The sequence below is a fragment of the Novosphingobium sp. Sphag1I genome, assembly GCF_056279125.1.
Genome location: NZ_JBWBQS010000001.1, coordinates 15,341 through 32,508, shown reverse-complemented (window position 1 = coordinate 32,508; position 17,168 = coordinate 15,341). Strand labels below are relative to the sequence as shown.

Below are 17,168 nucleotides of genomic sequence, written 5' to 3'. Positions count from 1 at the left end.
TTTTCGATATGCTCCATTCCGCGCCCGGTCAGAGCGTCAGCACGGCCTGTATCATCACCCGGTTTTCATCAAACTGCCACTGCGGGTTTTGCGACGTCCGGCTTTGGTGCATCGCGTCCAGCGTCAGATTGAGGCGTCGGCTGACCAGATAGCGAACCTGTCCACCACCCGCGGCAACTTTGCTCTTGGGATCATTGCCCAGTGGGGTCAGGTCGGCATAGCTCCCCCGCCCCGCGATCAACAGGCGGGGTGACAATTCATGTTCGACCGACAGGCTGCCCTCGGTCACCCGTTGCCCTGCGGCATTGACCGAGGTGTTTTCATCAATCCGGCGGTCGGCCTTGATACGGACACTGGTGGAACGGCGCGGGGTCCAAACCACATCGGCGCTGAAGGCCAAACCGTTGAAGGATCGCAGGCGCGTATCGGCATAATCGACGCCCATCCAACCGGCCTTGACCATGCCGACCAGAGAATCGGTAAAGTCAAAGCGCAGCCCCGCCTCCACCCGCTTCTTGTGCGAATTGCGCAGCAGATTGTTCGTCTGCAACGCCTGGGCCACCGGCAGGCTGTATCGCGCCACCGTATAGGCGCCATTGGTGATGACCCTGACCCCTTCGGACAGGCGATAGCTGACGCTGCCCTGATAGGCGAGGAAGTCGCCGTTGCGGAATTGCTGATCGATCAGCGTTCCATCGCGGGCAATTGTATCCTGATATTCCAGCCGTGTTGCCTTGACCGCAGCGCTGACCTGAAACCGGCCAAAGCTTTGCTGCACCTTGCCCTCGGCAAAGTGGCGGTCATACATCACCGGTTTCAACGCATTGCTGGGACTGGTAAAATCGCTGCGGTCCAACGTGCCGCGCTCGCTGCTGATCACCGCGGTCACCGCCCCGGCCCGCCCGAAATCCAGCCGCCCGTCGATCACCCCGCCAAAGGTGGTTGTATCCTCCCGCCCATAACGCGCGTGCAGGTTATGTCCGGCAAACGCCTGAATATCGAAAGCGTGGCGCCCCCAATTGGAGGTCAGCATCATCTGACCATTCATGCGGGTGGTCACGTCGCTGGCCTTGTAATTGTTGTTGGCGAAGAGGTTGTCGCTCGCCTCCACCGACGTGGTCAGGCGGGGATAGAGAAAGAAGGAGCCGATGCGCCCGCCAATCGGAAAGAATTCCGGACGATAGCGCCCCATGACCGTCGCCGTGCTGGGAACGGTCAGCGTTTGCATCCGCACCTCGCTCGATTGCCCCTGCGTCACGATGGAGCGCCATTCAAGATCCGTCGATTGCGCCAAGGCGGGCGCCGAGGTCATCGCCAGCAACGCGCAAGCCCATCCCAAGGTCGACGAAGAAACAGAATGACAAATAGATGAAGCAATATTGGGCACAGCATGGCTCCTGATTGACCCGTATAGGTTAGGTATCATTCCTAGGTCAGGTCAATAACTTGGCCGTTACAATTGCATCGGATATCATTCCAATTAACCAAAACTGCGGCCACTTTGATCGGAGCCGCCGCGCCTCGCTCTCTTTTCGACTATTTCGATGCAAAGGCCCCCAAAGGCTTTATGCCCAAAACGACTGAAGCCGCCCCGCCTTATCGGCAGAGACGGCTCCAGCCCCCGACATAACCAGTGATCAATAGAACTTGATGTCCGAAGTCATGGCCAGGTGCTGTCCATTCTTCGACAGGATGCCGATCACATAATCGATGCCCGTCACACCGTCATGGATGTCATAATATCCCAGCGAGGAATTCGACGGATCATCGGCCATCCATGTGATGGTCGAACCGGCACCAAAACCATTGAGGACCAGCACGTCATTGCCACCGGCAACCCAGCAATTGGCGCCTTCAAAGTCGGTGATGACTTTCTGAACGCCGCTGCCGCCCATCGTGCCGTCCAGCGCGCTCCTCGACAGCATGAAGGTGTCATTGCCCGCGCCGCCGGTCAAAAAGCTCGATTCCGTGGTGGACTTGATGATATCCGCGCCCAGACCACCCTTGATCTCATTGGTCAGCGAACCGCCGGCCAGAGTCTGGGCAATATTGGTCAAACCCGTTTGCTCAATCGTCCCCGATGTCGCCAGCGCGGCCTGAACCTCGGCCGTGGTGGCGGTTTCGCTGATGCTATAGGCGTGGACATAGTCGATCTGCATCGTGGCCTTGTCGGGCGTCCCCACGATGCCCCCGCCCCAACCGCCGCCAACCGCCAGGTTGAGCAGCATGTACATCGGGGAATGCATGTCGTCGGGCGTGGCGGTCTTGGCCACAACGGCGCCGTCCAGATACCATACGATATCGGTCGCTGTCCAAAGCACGCCATAGGTGTGATAGTTCTGGGTCACATCGCTGACATGGACAACCGACTGAAGCGATTCGTTAAACTTGCCGTTCGCGCTGGTATGGGCGGTCATGTAAACCGTTTCGGGGTCCTTGCCCAATTGCTCCATCACGTCCAGTTCAGGCGGCCAGGTGCCATCGGCGGGCAGCAGCCAGAAGGCGGGCCACATGCCCTGCCCGGCGGGCAGCTTGGTGTTGACTTCGAAATAGCCATAGAGCTGCGAGAAGGTCGACTTGGTGGTCAGCAGGCCCGACGAATATTGCAGCCCCCAGTTTGATGCCGACTGTTCCGCCGTCAGCTTGGTTTCGGTGATGTTCAGGATGCCATTGGTGATCGAGAACGGATTGATCGGCGTCATCTTGCCGTCGGTGCCGCGCCAATTGGCATCGGTATAGACCTGGGCCTCGTCGTTCAGCGTACGGTTGCTCTTGGCCATCGCGCCGCCGTAACCATAGGTCGTGGTCCAGGTGCCCGAAGTGCCATTGTACAGGTTCAGGCTGTTGAATTCATCGGCAAAGGTCAGCTTCAGCTTGCTGGTGTTCAGGCTGCCGGTGATATCATTGGCGGTAAAGTCGCTGATCAGATGGTTGGTCAGGGTGACTGAGTCATTGGTGCCCAGCTTGATGACCACATCGCTGCCGACTTGCACCATCTTGGCCTTGATGCTTTCGAACGAGGTCAGACCCGATCCCGAAAGGCGCAGCGTATCGACGCCGGTGGTAAAGTCGACAATCTTGTCCATGCCTTCACCCGCCTTGTGAAAGAAGGTGTCAGCGCCGGTCCCGCCGATCAGGACGTCATTGCCCAGACCACCGTCCAGCCAGTGCGTGCCGCTGCTGGAGGCGATGATGTTGTCGAGAGCATTGCCCACGCCCCAGGTGTTGGTGCCATCAAGGCGCAGGTTTTCGAAATGATCGGCCAGTTTCCAGTTCACCGTCGAGTAAACCGTGTCGACACCATTGCCCGCCGTTTCGATCGGCTTGTCCTTGGTAGTATAGACATAATAGCTGTCATCACCGGCGCCGCCAACCATAGAGGTTCCGATGCCCTTGCTACGAAAAAGGTCAGCCTTCAAAGTACCCTCTACATAAGTAACACCAGTACCAATGCTGACACCGTTAGTGGGAGTTGAGCTGGCCTTCAACAGAACACCGGCGGCATTATAAGTTGAAACGATGCTACCCATTTGCTTCATCCTTTGACTTGATGAAGTCATTTATGGGCGCAATAAATTAACGGCCAAATCCACGGAACTGGTAAATAACCGGGTGATTTGACTTTCGATTTAGGAAATTTTTCAAAAGTTAATTACGTATATCGCCGGATCGCAAAATTCACTCCATAATTCCTATGTTAATAATTTCGTTCAAACGCGCCGACTTATCGCCACTCTGGAACAGATTTTTGCGAAACAATCGGTTTCATGCCCAATGATCGGATCATTTTTTCGCGACGACGCGATTAAAAAAATTTTCCCTGCCTCAATGACGCCATCGCAAATAGTAAATCGCATTTGACGCGATTCACGGTAACCATTCCCCCGCCCGCCTTGCGATCCGCGGCCAGAAGCCGTGAACTTATCCCCAACACAAAGAGAGGCGGCAAAGCCACATGGCAGTCGCGTCAGGCACAGCCCGCTGGCCGCCTGCGCCGCTTAAACACCGCAGACCGGAATCGAATTCGCGCCAGTGGAGGCAGGCCCAGAGAATATTGCGGACATGGCATGCCCAATCGGTGATTCGGCCAAACCCGAAATTCGCCGCCCAAAAATTATGATATGTCAGACATAAGGCGCCAATTACATGCCGCGCGCGGTGCAAATTGTCTGGGTACTTCACATGCTGCAATGCACACAGACCTGACCGCGTCAAAAATATTCGGTCATTTGCCGTTTCCTACACACTTGCCGCCGGAATCCTGTGCAAGGGGCCTCGACGAAAGCGCCTTCTGCTGATAGCGCATAGGTATGTTGTGCAGCCAAAGCATTCGAATTCACGCTTGCATTTGGCAAAGGCGAGGAACGCGATGACCCAAGACACCCTTTCCCTCGATTCGGTTATGACCGCCCCGACCCGCAATCAAAAGCTGATTGACTGGGTTGAAGAGGTCGCGGCCCTGACCCGGCCCAAGGAAATCGTGTGGTGTGATGGTTCTCAGGCCGAATGGGATCGCCTGACCTCGCAGCTGGTCGATGCCGGTACGCTGGTACGTCTGGCGCAGGATAAGCGCCCCAACAGCTTTTACACCCGTTCGGACCCGCGCGACGTGGCCCGCGTGGAAAGCCGCACCTTCATTTGCTCGGAAACGCCCGAAGGCGCAGGCCCGACCAACAACTGGCGCGACCCGGCCGAAACCCGCGAAACGTTGAACGGCCTGTTTGCAGGCTGCATGGAAGGGCGCACGATGTATGTCGTACCCTTCTGCATGGGCCCGCTGGGTTCGGAAAGCAGCGTGGTGGGCGTCGAGCTGACCGACAGCGCCTATGTCGTGCTGTCCATGCGCATCATGGCGCGCATGGGTCAACCCGCTCTGGACATGCTGGGCCGCGATGGTTTCTTCGTCCCTTGCGTCCACACGGTCGGCATGCCTCTGACCGAAGGTGTCAAGGACGTGGTGTGGCCCTGCAACGATGACAAGTGGATCGTCCACTATCCCGAAACGCGCGAAATCTGGTCTTATGGTTCGGGCTATGGCGGCAATGCGCTGTTGGGCAAGAAGTGCCTTGCGCTGCGCATCGCCAGCGTGATGGCGCGCGATGATGGCTGGCTGGCCGAACATATGCTGATCCTGAAGGTCACCCCGCCGGTGGGTGATGCGCATTATGTGGCGGCCGCTTTCCCCTCGGCGTGTGGCAAGACCAATATGGCGATGCTCGAATCCACCCTGCCCGGATGGAAGGTGGAAACCATCGGCGATGACATTGCATGGATGCGCCCCGGCAAGGATGGCCGCCTCTATGCGATCAACCCCGAGGCGGGCTTCTTTGGCGTGGCGCCGGGCACCGGCCCCGACACCAACAAGAATGCCATCGACACGCTTTATGCCAATGCCATCTACACCAACACGGCGCTGACCGCCGATGGCGACGTGTGGTGGGAAGGGTTGACCAAGGACGTTCCCGAGGGCCTGATCGACTGGCAGGGCAATCCCTATGATCCGGCCAGCGGCAAGCCTGCGGCCCACCCCAACGCCCGTTTCGCGGTGCCTGCATCACAGTGCCCCTCGATTGCGGCGGAATGGGAAGATCCGGCGGGCGTGCCGATCTCGGCCTTCCTGTTCGGCGGCCGCCGCGCGACCTCGGTGCCGCTGGTGACCGAAGCATTCGACTGGAACCACGGCGTGTATCTGGCGGCCAATCTTGCCTCGGAAGGCACGGCGGCGGCGGAAAACAAGATCGGCGCGCTGCGTCGCGATCCCTTCGCCATGCTGCCCTTCTGCGGCTATGCGATGGGCGATTATTTCAAGCATTGGGTCGATATGGCCGGCAAGGTCGCCAATGGCGGCGCGAACCTGCCCAAGATCTATCTGGTCAACTGGTTCCGCAAGAGCGGCGGCAAGTTCCTGTGGCCCGGCTATGGCGACAACATCCGCGTGGTCAAATGGGTGATCGAGCGCGCGCAGGGCAAGGCGGATGCGGAGGAAAGCGTCATTGGCCTGCATCCGGTCGAAGGCGGCATCGACCTGTCGGGCCTGTCCATCACGCCGGAACAATATGCCGAACTGATGACCGTCAGCACCGACAACTGGCGTGAAGAAGCCGAAGGCAACGGCCGCGATCTGGCCGCGCTGGGCACATTGCCGCAGGCCATCCTTGACCAGCAGGCCGCGCTGGAGGCGCGTCTGGCCAAGGCCTGATGAATTCAGACATGCCCTCGTCGCCATGCGGCGGGGGCATTGCATGGATTTGACAACAATTGCGTGACGTAATTGTTATTGGACCATTTCGGCATCAAGCCATTGACGAGCCATGCTGCAAATACGAAAAGGATAGGAGTTGTCCTAGAGGCCGCGGTCGGCCTGATCCAAGATCATGTCCGCATGGCGGCCCCTCCGTTCGCGGGGTCACGATTGGCGCGAGTATCCTGAATGAAAATCGCAGTTTTTGGCCTTGGTTATGTCGGGCTGTCCAACGCTGTTCTGCTTGCTCAGCACAATGAGGTCGCCGCCGTCGATATTTCGGCCGATCGCGTTGACATGCTCAATGCACGTAAATCGCCGATTTCCGATGCCGAGCTTGAGGATTTTCTGGCCAACCGCCCGCTCAATCTGCGTGCCACACTCAGCCCGGATGAAGCGCTTGCCGGGGCCGATTATGTGATCGTGGCAACGCCCACCAATTACGATGTCGAAACGAACAAGTTCGACACATCCTCGGTCGAGGCCGTGATCAAGACTGCCATGGAGCTTAATCCCAAGGCGACGATCGTGGTCAAATCCACCGTACCGGTCGGATTTGTGGAAAGCGTGCGTGCGCGTCTGGGCACACAGCAGGTTATCTTCAGCCCCGAATTCCTGCGCGAAGGGCGGGCGCTTTACGACAATCTCAACCCCTCGCGCATTATCGTGGGCGAACGTTCGGAACGCGCACGCATCTTTGCCGACCTGTTGTTGCAGGGCGCGGATAAAAAGGATGTCGAAGTCCTGTTCACCGACGCCAACGAGGCAGAGGCGATCAAGCTTTTCGCCAACACCTATCTGGCCATGCGTGTCGCCTTCTTCAACGAATTGGACAGCTATGCCATCGCGGGCGGCATGGACACGGGCCAGATCATCAATGGCATCTGCCTCGATCCGCGCATCGGGCGGCATTATAACAACCCCAGCTTTGGCTATGGCGGCTACTGCCTGCCCAAGGATACCAAGCAGCTTCTGGCCAATTATTCAGAGGTGCCGCAAAACCTGATCCGCGCGATTGTCGATGCGAACCGCACGCGCAAAGACTTTCTGGCTGACCAGATTATCGCCAAGAAGCCCAAAATGGTTGGCGTGTTCCGCCTTGTGATGAAGGCGGGTTCGGACAATTTCCGGCAATCCTCGATCCAGGGCATCATGAAGCGGGTCAAGGCCAAGGGCATCCCGGTCGTGGTTTACGAACCGTCGATGACGCAGGACGAATTCTTCGGCTCCAAGGTCTATCGCGATCTGGACGCCTTTAAGCAGGATTGCGATGTCATCATCGCCAACCGCATGACCTCGGCCATTGACGATGTGAAGGACAAGGTCTTCACCCGCGATCTGTTCGGATCGGATTGATCACCCCATGCGGTGATGGAAAACCAAATACCCCCGGTGCCGCGCGCCGGGGGTTTTCCTTGCGCGCTATGCCTTGCGCCGTTTGGGCCAGAGCGCGCCCATCACCACCCCCGCCCCCAATGCGCCCAGTGCAAAGGCGGCGGCATCCAATTCCGCATGATCGCGCCGCCAATGCGGGCGCAGGCGTTTCAGCAAGGGCTTGCGCCGCCCCAGCGGCTCGAACATTTCGCCCGGCCCTTCGGGGTCCAAAATCTTGTGATCGGCCAACCACATGCGCACCGCGTCCAGATCGGGCACCGCATAGGGCCGCAACGACCGCCCATCCCCGCGCAAGGCCTCGATTGTCTGGATGATCGATCCGGTCTGTTCGATGCTCTGTTCGATCACCTCGACCGGACAATCCAGATGTTCGGCCAGAAGCCCATTGCGAATCCCGGCAATTGTCGCACGTTCATCATCATTGGCAGGCCTTTCGGCATCGATCACCACATCGCATTCGGTATCCAGCCGCAGCGAGCGATTGTTGAAATTGGACGATCCCACGCGCAGGATCAGATCATCCACCACCGTCACCTTGGCATGAACATAGATCGGCTGTCCCCCGGCGGTATAGGGGTGATAGAGTCGCAGGCGGCCATAGGGATCCTGCTCATGCAGCGCCTCGACCAGACGGGCGCGGGCCGAATCCATCGCAACGGGTTCCAGCCAGCCTTGCGCCGAATGCGGGTGGACGATGACGAATTCCGGCCCATCGGGTTCGGACAATCTTTTGGCGATGGCCTCGGCCACCTTGCGTGAGGCGAAATACTGGCTCTCGGCATAGACGAACCGCCGCGCCCGCGCGATCAGGTCGACATAGAGCGCCTCAATATCATAGCGCGGTTCCTGATCGGCCATTTCCGGCACGGTCAGGGCGATGCCCACCTCCACCTCGGTAAAGTCGGTTTCCCGGCCATCGGGCCAGCAATCCGCGCCATGCTGGACCGGGGCGATGCGGTCGCCGCCTGACACCTCCCACCGGTCGCGGCACATCTGGCCAAGCGCCCCCGCGACGGGGCCTTGCAACATGGTGGTCGCATCATGCCACGGACCATAGGCGCGGCCATCGGGGCGGATACGGCGAGGCTCCTCATCGGCATGATCGCGCGTATCCCATCGGTCGACCGTCATGTCGATTCCGCCGCAAAAGGCGACATCATCATCGATCACCACCACCTTTTGATGATGCGACCCGGCCGGAGGATGATGGCCATCAAGCCGCACATGGATCTGTGGATCCTTTATCCATTTGGCGATGCGCAGCAGCGTTCGCCCATGGAACAGAGTCTTGATCGCGCCCGTATCCCACCGCAGAATATAGATATTCAGCCCCGGCGTCCGTTTGACCAGCCAGCTGAGAAAGGCCCCGACGCGCACCGGCGCCCCGTCATTTTCCCCATCACCAAAGCGGATTCTTGCGTCAAAATCCCATCCGACCAGCAGGATCTGCTTGCGCGCCTTCAACATCGCGGCCCGCGCCGCCTTGAAATAATCATCGGCGTCGATGATGACCTTGGCCCGGCGGGCATGTTCAATCCGCCAGCAATTGCGGTCCGGATCGAGCAGAGTTTGGTCCATACCCCTGATAACGGGCCAAACGCGCCATCGTTCCATGGGCCATCGCGTGACCATCAGTTTGGGAAAGTGGAGCGGGTGAAGGGAATCGAACCCTCGTATTCAGCTTGGGAAGCTGCTGCTCTACCATTGAGCTACACCCGCGAGCGCATGGAAAGCATGCCAGCTTTCATCCGCGTCGGCCGGAAACAGGGCAACACCCCATCAGGCAGGCGGGCCGATTGCCACACTCGGTCGGCATCGGTCAACACAAGTTTTCGCAATTTTGGCAGGCAAACGGGCTGGATACTTTCCTTTGCCGCCGATCTGCCTAAAACGCCGCGCCATGACCAACACGATCCGCCCCGCAACGCGCCAGGACCTCACGCTTATCGCCCAATTGATCCGTGATCTGGCCGAGTATGAAAAGCTCAGCCACGAGGTCCGTTTTGACGAAGCCACGTTGGAGCGCCACCTGTTCGGCCCGCGCCCAATGGCCGAAGTGGTGATTGGCCAGATCGATGGAACCCCGCAGGGCTTTGCCCTCTTCTTTCACAATTTCTCGACCTTTGAAGGGCGCCCCGGCATCTATCTGGAGGATCTCTATGTCCGCCCCGCCGCGCGCGGATCGGGGCTGGGCAAGGCGCTGCTGCTCCATTTGGCCGGTTTGGCACAGGATCGCGGCTGCGCAAGGCTGGAATGGAGCGTTCTGGACTGGAACGAACCATCCATCGGATTTTACCGCAGCCTTGGCGCAAAACCGATGGAACAATGGACCGTCATGCGCGTTGATGGCGCAACTTTGGCTCAACTCGCCGCTGACGGACGCGCTTCTGTCGCAGGTTAATGGAAAAATTTACCCCGTTGCCCTATTGCAACAGCCATGGGTATCGCGAATCAGAACGTATTGGTAAGCCGTCGTGGGTTGCTGGGTGGACTGGCCATTGGCACTGTTGCCATGGCAACGCCCTTGCGCGTGGCGGCGCGGGCATCGGGTCTTTCCGAATATGAACGCCGTGTGGTGGGCATTGCCCTGCGCGAACGTGATCGCGTCGGCGCCATGCTGGCTCGCCCGGACGTGGTGGCCATCGCCGATTTTGCCAAGCCTTCGCATGATGCGCGCCTGCATTTTGTCGATATGGTCGGCGGTTCGGTGCGTTCGCATCTGGTCGCGCATGGCCGCGGTTCGGACCCGGCCCATGTGGGCTGGCTCAAGCAATTTTCGAACAGCGTCGGTTCGCTGGCCACATCGCGCGGCGCCTATCTGACCGCGGGTCAGTATGAGGGCAAATATGGCGCCTCGATGCGCCTGCGCGGGCTGGATCTGGACAATTCCAATGCGTTTGATCGCGCCATTGTCATGCACCCTGCGTGGTATGCCGCGCCCGATATGCTGGCCAAGTTCGGCAAGCTGGGCCGGTCCGAAGGTTGCTTTGCCATGGCGCCCGAAGATTTCAGCCTGGTGCTCAACCATCTGGGTGCAGGCCGCCTGCTTTACGCCGATCGCATTGGCGAAGCGTGATTTTTAAGGCATGATCCCCTGAGAGTACCGCTTTCAGGGAGTTCCCCATGCCGCGCCTTGCCGACAAACTCTGCCTTGTCACCGGGGCCGCGCGCGGTATCGGCCTTGCCATTGCGCAGGCGTTTCATGCGCAGGGCGCGCAGGTCATCATCACCGATATTGACGCCGAGGAAGGACAGGCCGCCGCCGACGCGCTGGGCTGCCGCTTCATCACTCTGGACGTCAGCGACGAAGCCGCATGGGACGCGCTGGAGCGTGAGGTTCCGCATGTCGATGTCCTCGTCAACAATGCCGGGATCACCGGACTTGGCGACCATGAGCATAAGCATGACCCGGAAAATACACCGCTATCCGAATGGCGGCGGGTGCATGAGATCAATCTGGACGGGACATTTCTGGGTTGCCGCTATGCCATCCGGGCGATGAAGGCATCGGGCAAGGGCAGCATCATCAACATGTCCTCGCGCAGCGGCCTTGTCGGCATTCCGGGGGCTGCGGCCTATGCCTCATCCAAGGCGGCGATCCGCAACCATACCAAATCGGTGGCGCTTTATTGCGCGGGACAAGGCTGGGCGATCCGGTGCAATTCGATCCACCCCGCCGCGATCCTGACGCCGATCTGGGAACAGATGATCGCAACCGCCCCCGACCGCGAGGCTGCCTTGGCCGCGATGGTGGCCGATACGCCACTGCGCCGTTTTGGCCGGACCGATGAGGTGGCCGCCCTCGCCGTTCTGTTGGCCAGCGACGAGGCGACCTATATTACCGGCAGCGAAATGGACATTGATGGCGGCCTGCTGGCCGGATCGGCGGCGTCACCCAAATAAGGGGCGCCGCCGGCCCTCTTCCCCGGCCCTGCTACTCATTGAGAGTACACTGTGGGTGGCAGGGCCGGGGGAGAGGGCCGGCGCCGAGGCGTGACACGGATGTGTCACGCCAACGATCAGAGCGGATTATCCAGCTTGATCACTTCCTCATTGCTCTTGCGCTGGGTCGTGTGCAGCGCGCGGGGCGTGTGGAAGCTTTCGACCACTGGCGCGTCGCGGCCATAGAGGTCGTTAAAGCTGGCCAGCGTGCCGTTGATGTCACGGCCATAGGTGAAATAGGTCAGATAGACCGGGAAGGTGCGGGTCATGGGCACCTTCTTGTACTTGCCCGCCTCATAGGTCGCGACGGCGTCCTCCTGGCTCATCCCCGCGCCCAGAATGGCCATGGTCATGCCCAATTCCACCGCGCGGTCGGTGCGGATACAGCCATGCGAGAAAGCGCGCACCTGTGCATCGAACAGCTTTTTCGACGGCGTATCATGCAGATAGATCGCATGCGGATTGGGCATATCGATCTTCATCCGGCCCAGCGAGTTATTATTGCCCGGCTGCTGCACGACTTGCAGGCTGCCATCCTCCATCCGCGTGACCTTGTACCCTGCGCGCGGTTTGGCCAGCAATTGTTGCCCCAAGCCTTCGCCCACGACGATGGATTGCGGCACGGTCCATGTCGGGTTGAACACCACCGCTTCGACCTTTTCGGCCAATTGCGGCGTGGCGGTGCGCCCCGGCTTGCCCACGATGGTGCGATAGGTGCGGATGTTGCGGCCATTGACCGCAAGGCGCAGCTGAAATTCCGGCACATTGGTGATCAGATAGACCGGCCCCAGATCACGCGGCAGCCAGCGCCAGCGGTCCATATTGATGCGGATCGCATCGCGCAGCTTGGTCTGCGCCTTGGGCGTGGTGGCCAAAGCCTCCTTCAACGCGGCATAGTCGGGATAGGTCGGCGCAAGGCTGGCCAGCGTGCCGGGCACGTCATGGTTGGTTGTGGCGCGCTGCATCAGATCGGTGGTGGGGTTTTCGTCCTGATCGGGATCGACGGCGAACCATTGGATGCGGGCGGTCATCGGCGTGCGCCCGTCGCGCAGATCCTCGACCAGCCAGGCAAAGCTTTGGCTCGCCTGTGCGTCCAGCGTCGGCCCTGCGCCGCCCTTGATCGCGGCGCGCAATTGGTCGGGTTGATAATCGGCGGGGAACAGCCCTTCATCGCCAATTGCATTGATCGCGGCCAGCAAATCGACCGCATCACCCACGCTCCAATTGACCACGGCTTCCTGAACCGGGACCGCGCCGGGGGACGGGGCCGGAGTTGGGACCGATGTCGGGGCCGCACTGGGCGTGGCCGAGGGTGCGGGCTTTGGCGTGGCCGCTGTGGTGGAGGACGCGCTGGGGCGCGGGGTCGGCGATGCGCTGGGCGAAACCGTCGGTGCGGGATCGGCGGGGCGCACATTGGGCATTTTGCCCTGCCCCTGCTTGCCATTGATCGGCTTTTCCTGCGCCAGTAACGGATAGGCCCCCCACAGGCCAGCCCCCAAGCTCAGGATCATCGCGCCCGTCAACAGCTTGTGCGTGCTCTTCATTCTTCAACGCCCCTTTTCGCTCGACCTGCTACATTCAACTCAACGATGGCCAAGCACAGTTCGTCGTATACCATTCAGGATTGCCCCTGTCTGTTGGCTGAACACCACGCATCAGGCAAGCCCGGTTTAGCTTGCCATAGTGACGGCTTGGCGCAACCTCGCTAGGGTTTAACGATCATGACGCGCCCTTTGTTTCTTCCAATTTTCGCCGCGGCATGCGGAATCGCCACTTTCAGCATCATGGATGCGTTGATGAAGCGCGCCTCGATCGTGTCGGGGGTTCATGCCGCGCTGCTGTGGCGCAACCTGATCGGGGCCGGGATCGGCGTGGTGGTGTGGCAATGGGCGCATCCCGGCGTGTGGCCCGGACGCCGGTTGTGGATGCACGCCATGCGCGCCAGTGTGACCAGCGGCATGGCCTTCACCTTTTTCTGGGGCATTGTGCGCACGCCCATGGCGGTGGGCATGGCGCTGTCCTTTATCGCGCCGATCATTGCGCTTTTCATGGCAGGCCTTGCGCTTGGCGAAGCGATCACACGGCGCGCGCTGGCGGCCTCGGTGCTGGGGCTGGCCGGGGTGGGCGTGATCGCGCTGGGGCGGATGCAGGGCGGCGGCGCGCTGGAACGCGAGGCGATGCTGGGCATGGGGGCGATTTTGGGGTCGGCGGTGCTCTATGCCGCCAATCTGGTGATGCAGCGGCATCAGGCCCAAATGGCGCCCCCTGCCGAGATCGCCTTTTTCCAATCGCTCTTTACCGCGTTTTTTCTGTCGCTGGCCGCGCTGGTCGTGGGGTTCCCTGCTCTGCCGGTGGGGCCAGTCTGGGTGGATATTTCGGCGGCGGCGGCGCTTTCCTTCGTATCACTACTGGCCCTGTCATGGGGTTGGGCGCGGGCGCCGGCGCATCGCTTGCTGCCCATCGAATATTCGGCCTTTCTGTGGGCCGCATTGATGGGGTGGATATGGTTTGACGAAAACCTCGATTTCTATACGCTTGGCGGGGCGGCCCTGGTGGTGGCCGGATGCTGGGTTGGCGCGGGCGGTCAAAAGAGCGCCCAACACGTCGAACAGACCGCGCTATGAGGCCATTTTCCGATTATTGTTGATATGACTTCGCAATAGCAACAATATCATCACGACTCACCCGCATTCATCCCTTTTTCCACCTTTCGCGCCCTTGACGCGGGGCGGATTCACGCGCATCGGCCCTCATGCTGCAACCGCCCAAAGGCGGGCGAGATCGCGCCCGAACGCGCCTTTTCGTCTTTTTCGTCTCTGGGCCAATTGAGGTGAGGAAGACGCCCGTATGACCCAGGTCGGACAGGACTCGCTCGGCACCCGCTCGAAACTGAGCGCTGGTGGCAAGGAAGTCGCTTATTATTCGCTGAAGAAGGCCGCCGAAAAGTTCGGCGACATCAGCCGCCTGCCGTTCTCGATGAAGGTGCTGCTGGAAAACCTGCTGCGCTTTGAAGACGGCGGTTTCACCGTTTCGACCGCCGACATTCAGGCGGTTGTCGATTGGCAGAAGAACCCCAGCGAATCGAGCAACGAAATCCAGTATCGTCCCGCACGCGTTCTGCTGCAGGACTTCACGGGCGTGCCCTGCGTGGTCGACCTTGCCGCGATGCGCGATGCGATTGCAACGCTGGGCGGCGACACCTCGAAGATCAACCCGCTGGTTCCCGTCAACCTCGTCATCGACCACTCGGTGATGGTGGACGAATTCGGTCATCCCAAGGCGTTCGAAGAGAACATGGAGATCGAATATCAGCGCAACATGGAACGCTATGACTTCCTGAAGTGGGGTTCCAAGTCGCTCAACAATTTCTATGCCGTGCCGCCGGGCACCGGCATCTGCCACCAGGTGAACCTTGAGCACATCGCCCAGGCGGTGTGGACCTCGGTCGACCAGAATGGCGAAACCGTTGCCTATCCCGACACCTGCGTCGGCACCGACAGCCACACCACCATGGTCAACGGCCTTGGCGTGCTGGGCTGGGGCGTGGGCGGCATCGAGGCCGAAGCCGCGATGCTGGGTCAGCCCGTCTCGATGCTGATCCCCGAAGTGGTCGGCTTCAAGTTCACCGGCCGCCTCAAGGAAGGCGTGACCGCGACCGACCTCGTGCTGACCGCGACCAACATGCTGCGCAAGCATGGCGTGGTGGGCCGTTTCGTCGAATATTACGGCCCCGGCCTTGCCGACCTGACGCTGGCCGACCGCGCCACGCTGGCCAACATGGCGCCCGAATATGGCGCGACCTGCGGCTTCTTCGGCATTGACGAAAAGACCCTCGACTATCTGCGCCTGACGGGCCGCGATGAAGCTCAGATCGAGCTGGTCGAAGCCTATGCCAAGGAACAGGGTTTCTGGATCGACCCCGCCGTCGAACCGATCTTCTCCTCGACGCTCGAACTCGACCTCTCGACGGTCGTGCCTTCGCTCGCGGGTCCGAAGCGTCCGCAGGACCGCGTCTCGCTGCCCGAAGTCGATGACGTATTCAACGCCGACATGGCCAATGTCTACAAGAAGGCCCAGACCCGCGTTCCGGTCGAAGGCAAGGACTTCACCATCGGCGACGGCGACGTCACCATCGCGGCGATCACGTCCTGCACCAACACGTCGAACCCCGGCGTTCTGGTGGCCGCTGGCCTCGTGGCCAAGAAGGCCGACGAACTGGGCCTCAAGCCCAAGCCTTGGGTGAAGACCTCGCTGGCCCCCGGCTCGCAGGTTGTGACCGACTATCTGGAACGCGCTGGTCTTCAGTCGCACCTCGACAATGTCGGCTTCAACCTGGTTGGTTATGGCTGCACCACCTGCATCGGCAACTCGGGTCCTCTGGCCGAACCGATCAGCAAGGCGATCAACGAAAACGGCCTTGTTGCCGCCGCCGTGATCTCGGGCAACCGCAACTTTGAAGGCCGCGTGTCGCCTGACGTGCGCGCCAACTTCCTGGCCTCGCCGCCGCTGGTCGTCGCCTATGCCTTGAAGGGCACGGTGATCGAAGACTTCACGACGACCCCGATCGGCGTGTCGAAGGATGGCGTGGACGTGTTCCTCAAGGACATCTGGCCGACCAACGAAGAAGTCGCCACCACGATGGCCGGTTGCATGGACCGTCCGATGTTCGTCGCGCGCTATGCCGACGTGTACAAGGGCGACAAGCACTGGCAGGCGATCAACGTCACCGGTTCGGAAACCTACAGCTGGCAGGCCGGTTCGACCTATGTCGCCAACCCGCCCTACTTCGAAGGCATGACCATGGAACCGGCCCCGGTTCAGGACATCATCGAAGCCAAGCCGCTGCTGATCCTGGGCGATTCGATCACCACCGACCACATCAGCCCCGCCGGCAACATCAAGGCCGACAGCCCCGCTGGTGAATGGCTGATGGAACGTCAGGTCGCCAAGGCCGACTTCAACAGCTATGGCGCGCGCCGTGGCCACCACGAAGTGATGATGCGCGGCACCTTTGCCAACATCCGCATCAAGAACGAAATGGTCCCCGGCATCGAAGGCGGCATGAGCCGCTATGGTGAAGAAGTCGGCGCCGTGTTCGACGTTGCCCAGAAGCACAAGGCCGACGGTACGCCGCTGGTCGTGATCGCGGGCAAGGAATATGGCACCGGTTCGTCGCGTGACTGGGCCGCCAAGGGCACCAACCTGCTGGGCGTGCGCACCGTGATCGTCGAAAGCTTTGAGCGTATCCACCGCTCAAACCTGGTCGGCATGGGTGTTCTCCCGCTCCAGTTCAAGGATGGCGAAAACCGCCAGACGCTGGGCCTGGACGGCGATTGCAGCTTCACCATCAAGGGTGTTGCTTCGCTCAAGCCGCGTCAGGACGTGGAAGTGGAAGTCACCCGCAAGGATGGCACCAAGTTCACCTTCACCGCGCTGTGCCGCATCGATACCGCCAATGAAATCGAGTATTTCAACAATGGCGGCATCCTGCAGTACGTGCTGCGCAAGCTGGCCGCGTAAGCGATCGCTTGATGCCCAAAAAGAGGGGGCGGCCTTCGCGGGCCGCCCCTTTTTTGTGCGCGCAGGGTTT

General features: G+C 60.4%; 11 protein-coding genes and 1 tRNA gene. 7 read left to right on the top strand and 5 right to left on the bottom strand.

The window, feature by feature from the left end; translation table 11 throughout:
* Positions 1-28: 28 nt before the first annotated feature.
* Both ACZ9HU_RS00150 and ACZ9HU_RS00145 read right to left on the bottom strand, forming a co-directional pair.
* Positions 29-1,312, bottom strand: a complete 1,284-nt coding sequence (locus ACZ9HU_RS00150) for an outer membrane beta-barrel protein (protein ID WP_476100944.1) — start codon at positions 1,310-1,312, stop codon at positions 29-31.
* A gap of 325 nt (positions 1,313-1,637) precedes the next feature.
* Positions 1,638-3,377: a glycoside hydrolase family 16 protein gene (locus ACZ9HU_RS00145; RefSeq protein ID WP_476100942.1), complete on the bottom strand. Its 1,740-nt coding sequence runs from the start codon at positions 3,375-3,377 to the stop codon at positions 1,638-1,640.
* 992 nt (positions 3,378-4,369) lie between these two features.
* On the opposite strand from ACZ9HU_RS00145, the gene ACZ9HU_RS00140 reads away from it, so the two are divergent.
* Together ACZ9HU_RS00140 and ACZ9HU_RS00135 are read left to right on the top strand one after the other, a co-directional pair.
* On the top strand, positions 4,370-6,199 hold the full coding sequence (locus ACZ9HU_RS00140) for a phosphoenolpyruvate carboxykinase (GTP) (RefSeq protein ID WP_476100940.1): 1,830 nt from the start codon (positions 4,370-4,372) through the stop codon (positions 6,197-6,199).
* 231 nt (positions 6,200-6,430) lie between these two features.
* Entirely contained in the window at positions 6,431-7,597 is a 1,167-nt protein-coding gene (locus tag ACZ9HU_RS00135; RefSeq protein ID WP_476100938.1) for a nucleotide sugar dehydrogenase, read from the top strand.
* Positions 7,598-7,663: 66 nt separating this feature from the next.
* Here the strand turns inward: ACZ9HU_RS00135 and ACZ9HU_RS00130 are convergent, their stop codons facing one another.
* Together ACZ9HU_RS00130 and ACZ9HU_RS00125 are read right to left on the bottom strand one after the other, a co-directional pair.
* Positions 7,664-9,214: a phospholipase D-like domain-containing protein gene (locus tag ACZ9HU_RS00130; RefSeq protein ID WP_476100936.1), complete on the bottom strand. Its 1,551-nt coding sequence runs from the start codon at positions 9,212-9,214 to the stop codon at positions 7,664-7,666.
* A 67-nt stretch (positions 9,215-9,281) separates the two neighbouring features.
* A tRNA-Gly gene (locus ACZ9HU_RS00125) sits at positions 9,282-9,355 on the bottom strand.
* A gap of 181 nt (positions 9,356-9,536) precedes the next feature.
* Between ACZ9HU_RS00125 and ACZ9HU_RS00120 the strand changes: the two genes are divergently transcribed.
* From ACZ9HU_RS00120 to ACZ9HU_RS00110, 3 genes are read left to right on the top strand one after another with little or no spacing between them, the layout of a single operon-like run.
* A complete protein-coding gene (locus ACZ9HU_RS00120; protein ID WP_476100934.1) occupies positions 9,537-10,037 on the top strand; it encodes an N-acetyltransferase family protein in 501 nt (166 codons plus the stop codon).
* Positions 10,038-10,073: 36 nt separating this feature from the next.
* The gene (locus tag ACZ9HU_RS00115; protein WP_476100932.1) at positions 10,074-10,712 is read left to right on the top strand and encodes a murein L,D-transpeptidase catalytic domain-containing protein; all 639 of its coding nucleotides are present in this window, start codon (positions 10,074-10,076) and stop codon (positions 10,710-10,712) included.
* 47 nt (positions 10,713-10,759) lie between these two features.
* Positions 10,760-11,539, top strand: coding sequence for an SDR family oxidoreductase (locus ACZ9HU_RS00110; protein WP_476100930.1), 780 nt, complete (start codon positions 10,760-10,762; stop codon positions 11,537-11,539).
* Positions 11,540-11,655: 116 nt separating this feature from the next.
* Here ACZ9HU_RS00110 and ACZ9HU_RS00105 read toward each other — a convergent pair whose 3' ends face one another.
* The gene (locus ACZ9HU_RS00105; RefSeq protein WP_476100928.1) at positions 11,656-13,122 is read right to left on the bottom strand and encodes a L,D-transpeptidase family protein; all 1,467 of its coding nucleotides are present in this window, start codon (positions 13,120-13,122) and stop codon (positions 11,656-11,658) included.
* Between the two features lie 177 nt (positions 13,123-13,299).
* Between ACZ9HU_RS00105 and ACZ9HU_RS00100 the strand changes: the two genes are divergently transcribed.
* Positions 13,300-14,202 (top strand): DMT family transporter, encoded by a 903-nt coding sequence (locus tag ACZ9HU_RS00100; protein ID WP_476100926.1) that lies wholly within the window; start codon positions 13,300-13,302, stop codon positions 14,200-14,202.
* A gap of 223 nt (positions 14,203-14,425) precedes the next feature.
* Complete coding sequence (gene acnA / locus ACZ9HU_RS00095) at positions 14,426-17,098, top strand: aconitate hydratase AcnA (RefSeq protein ID WP_476100924.1); 2,673 nt, start codon at positions 14,426-14,428, stop codon at positions 17,096-17,098.
* The last annotated feature ends 70 nt before the right edge of the window (positions 17,099-17,168 follow it).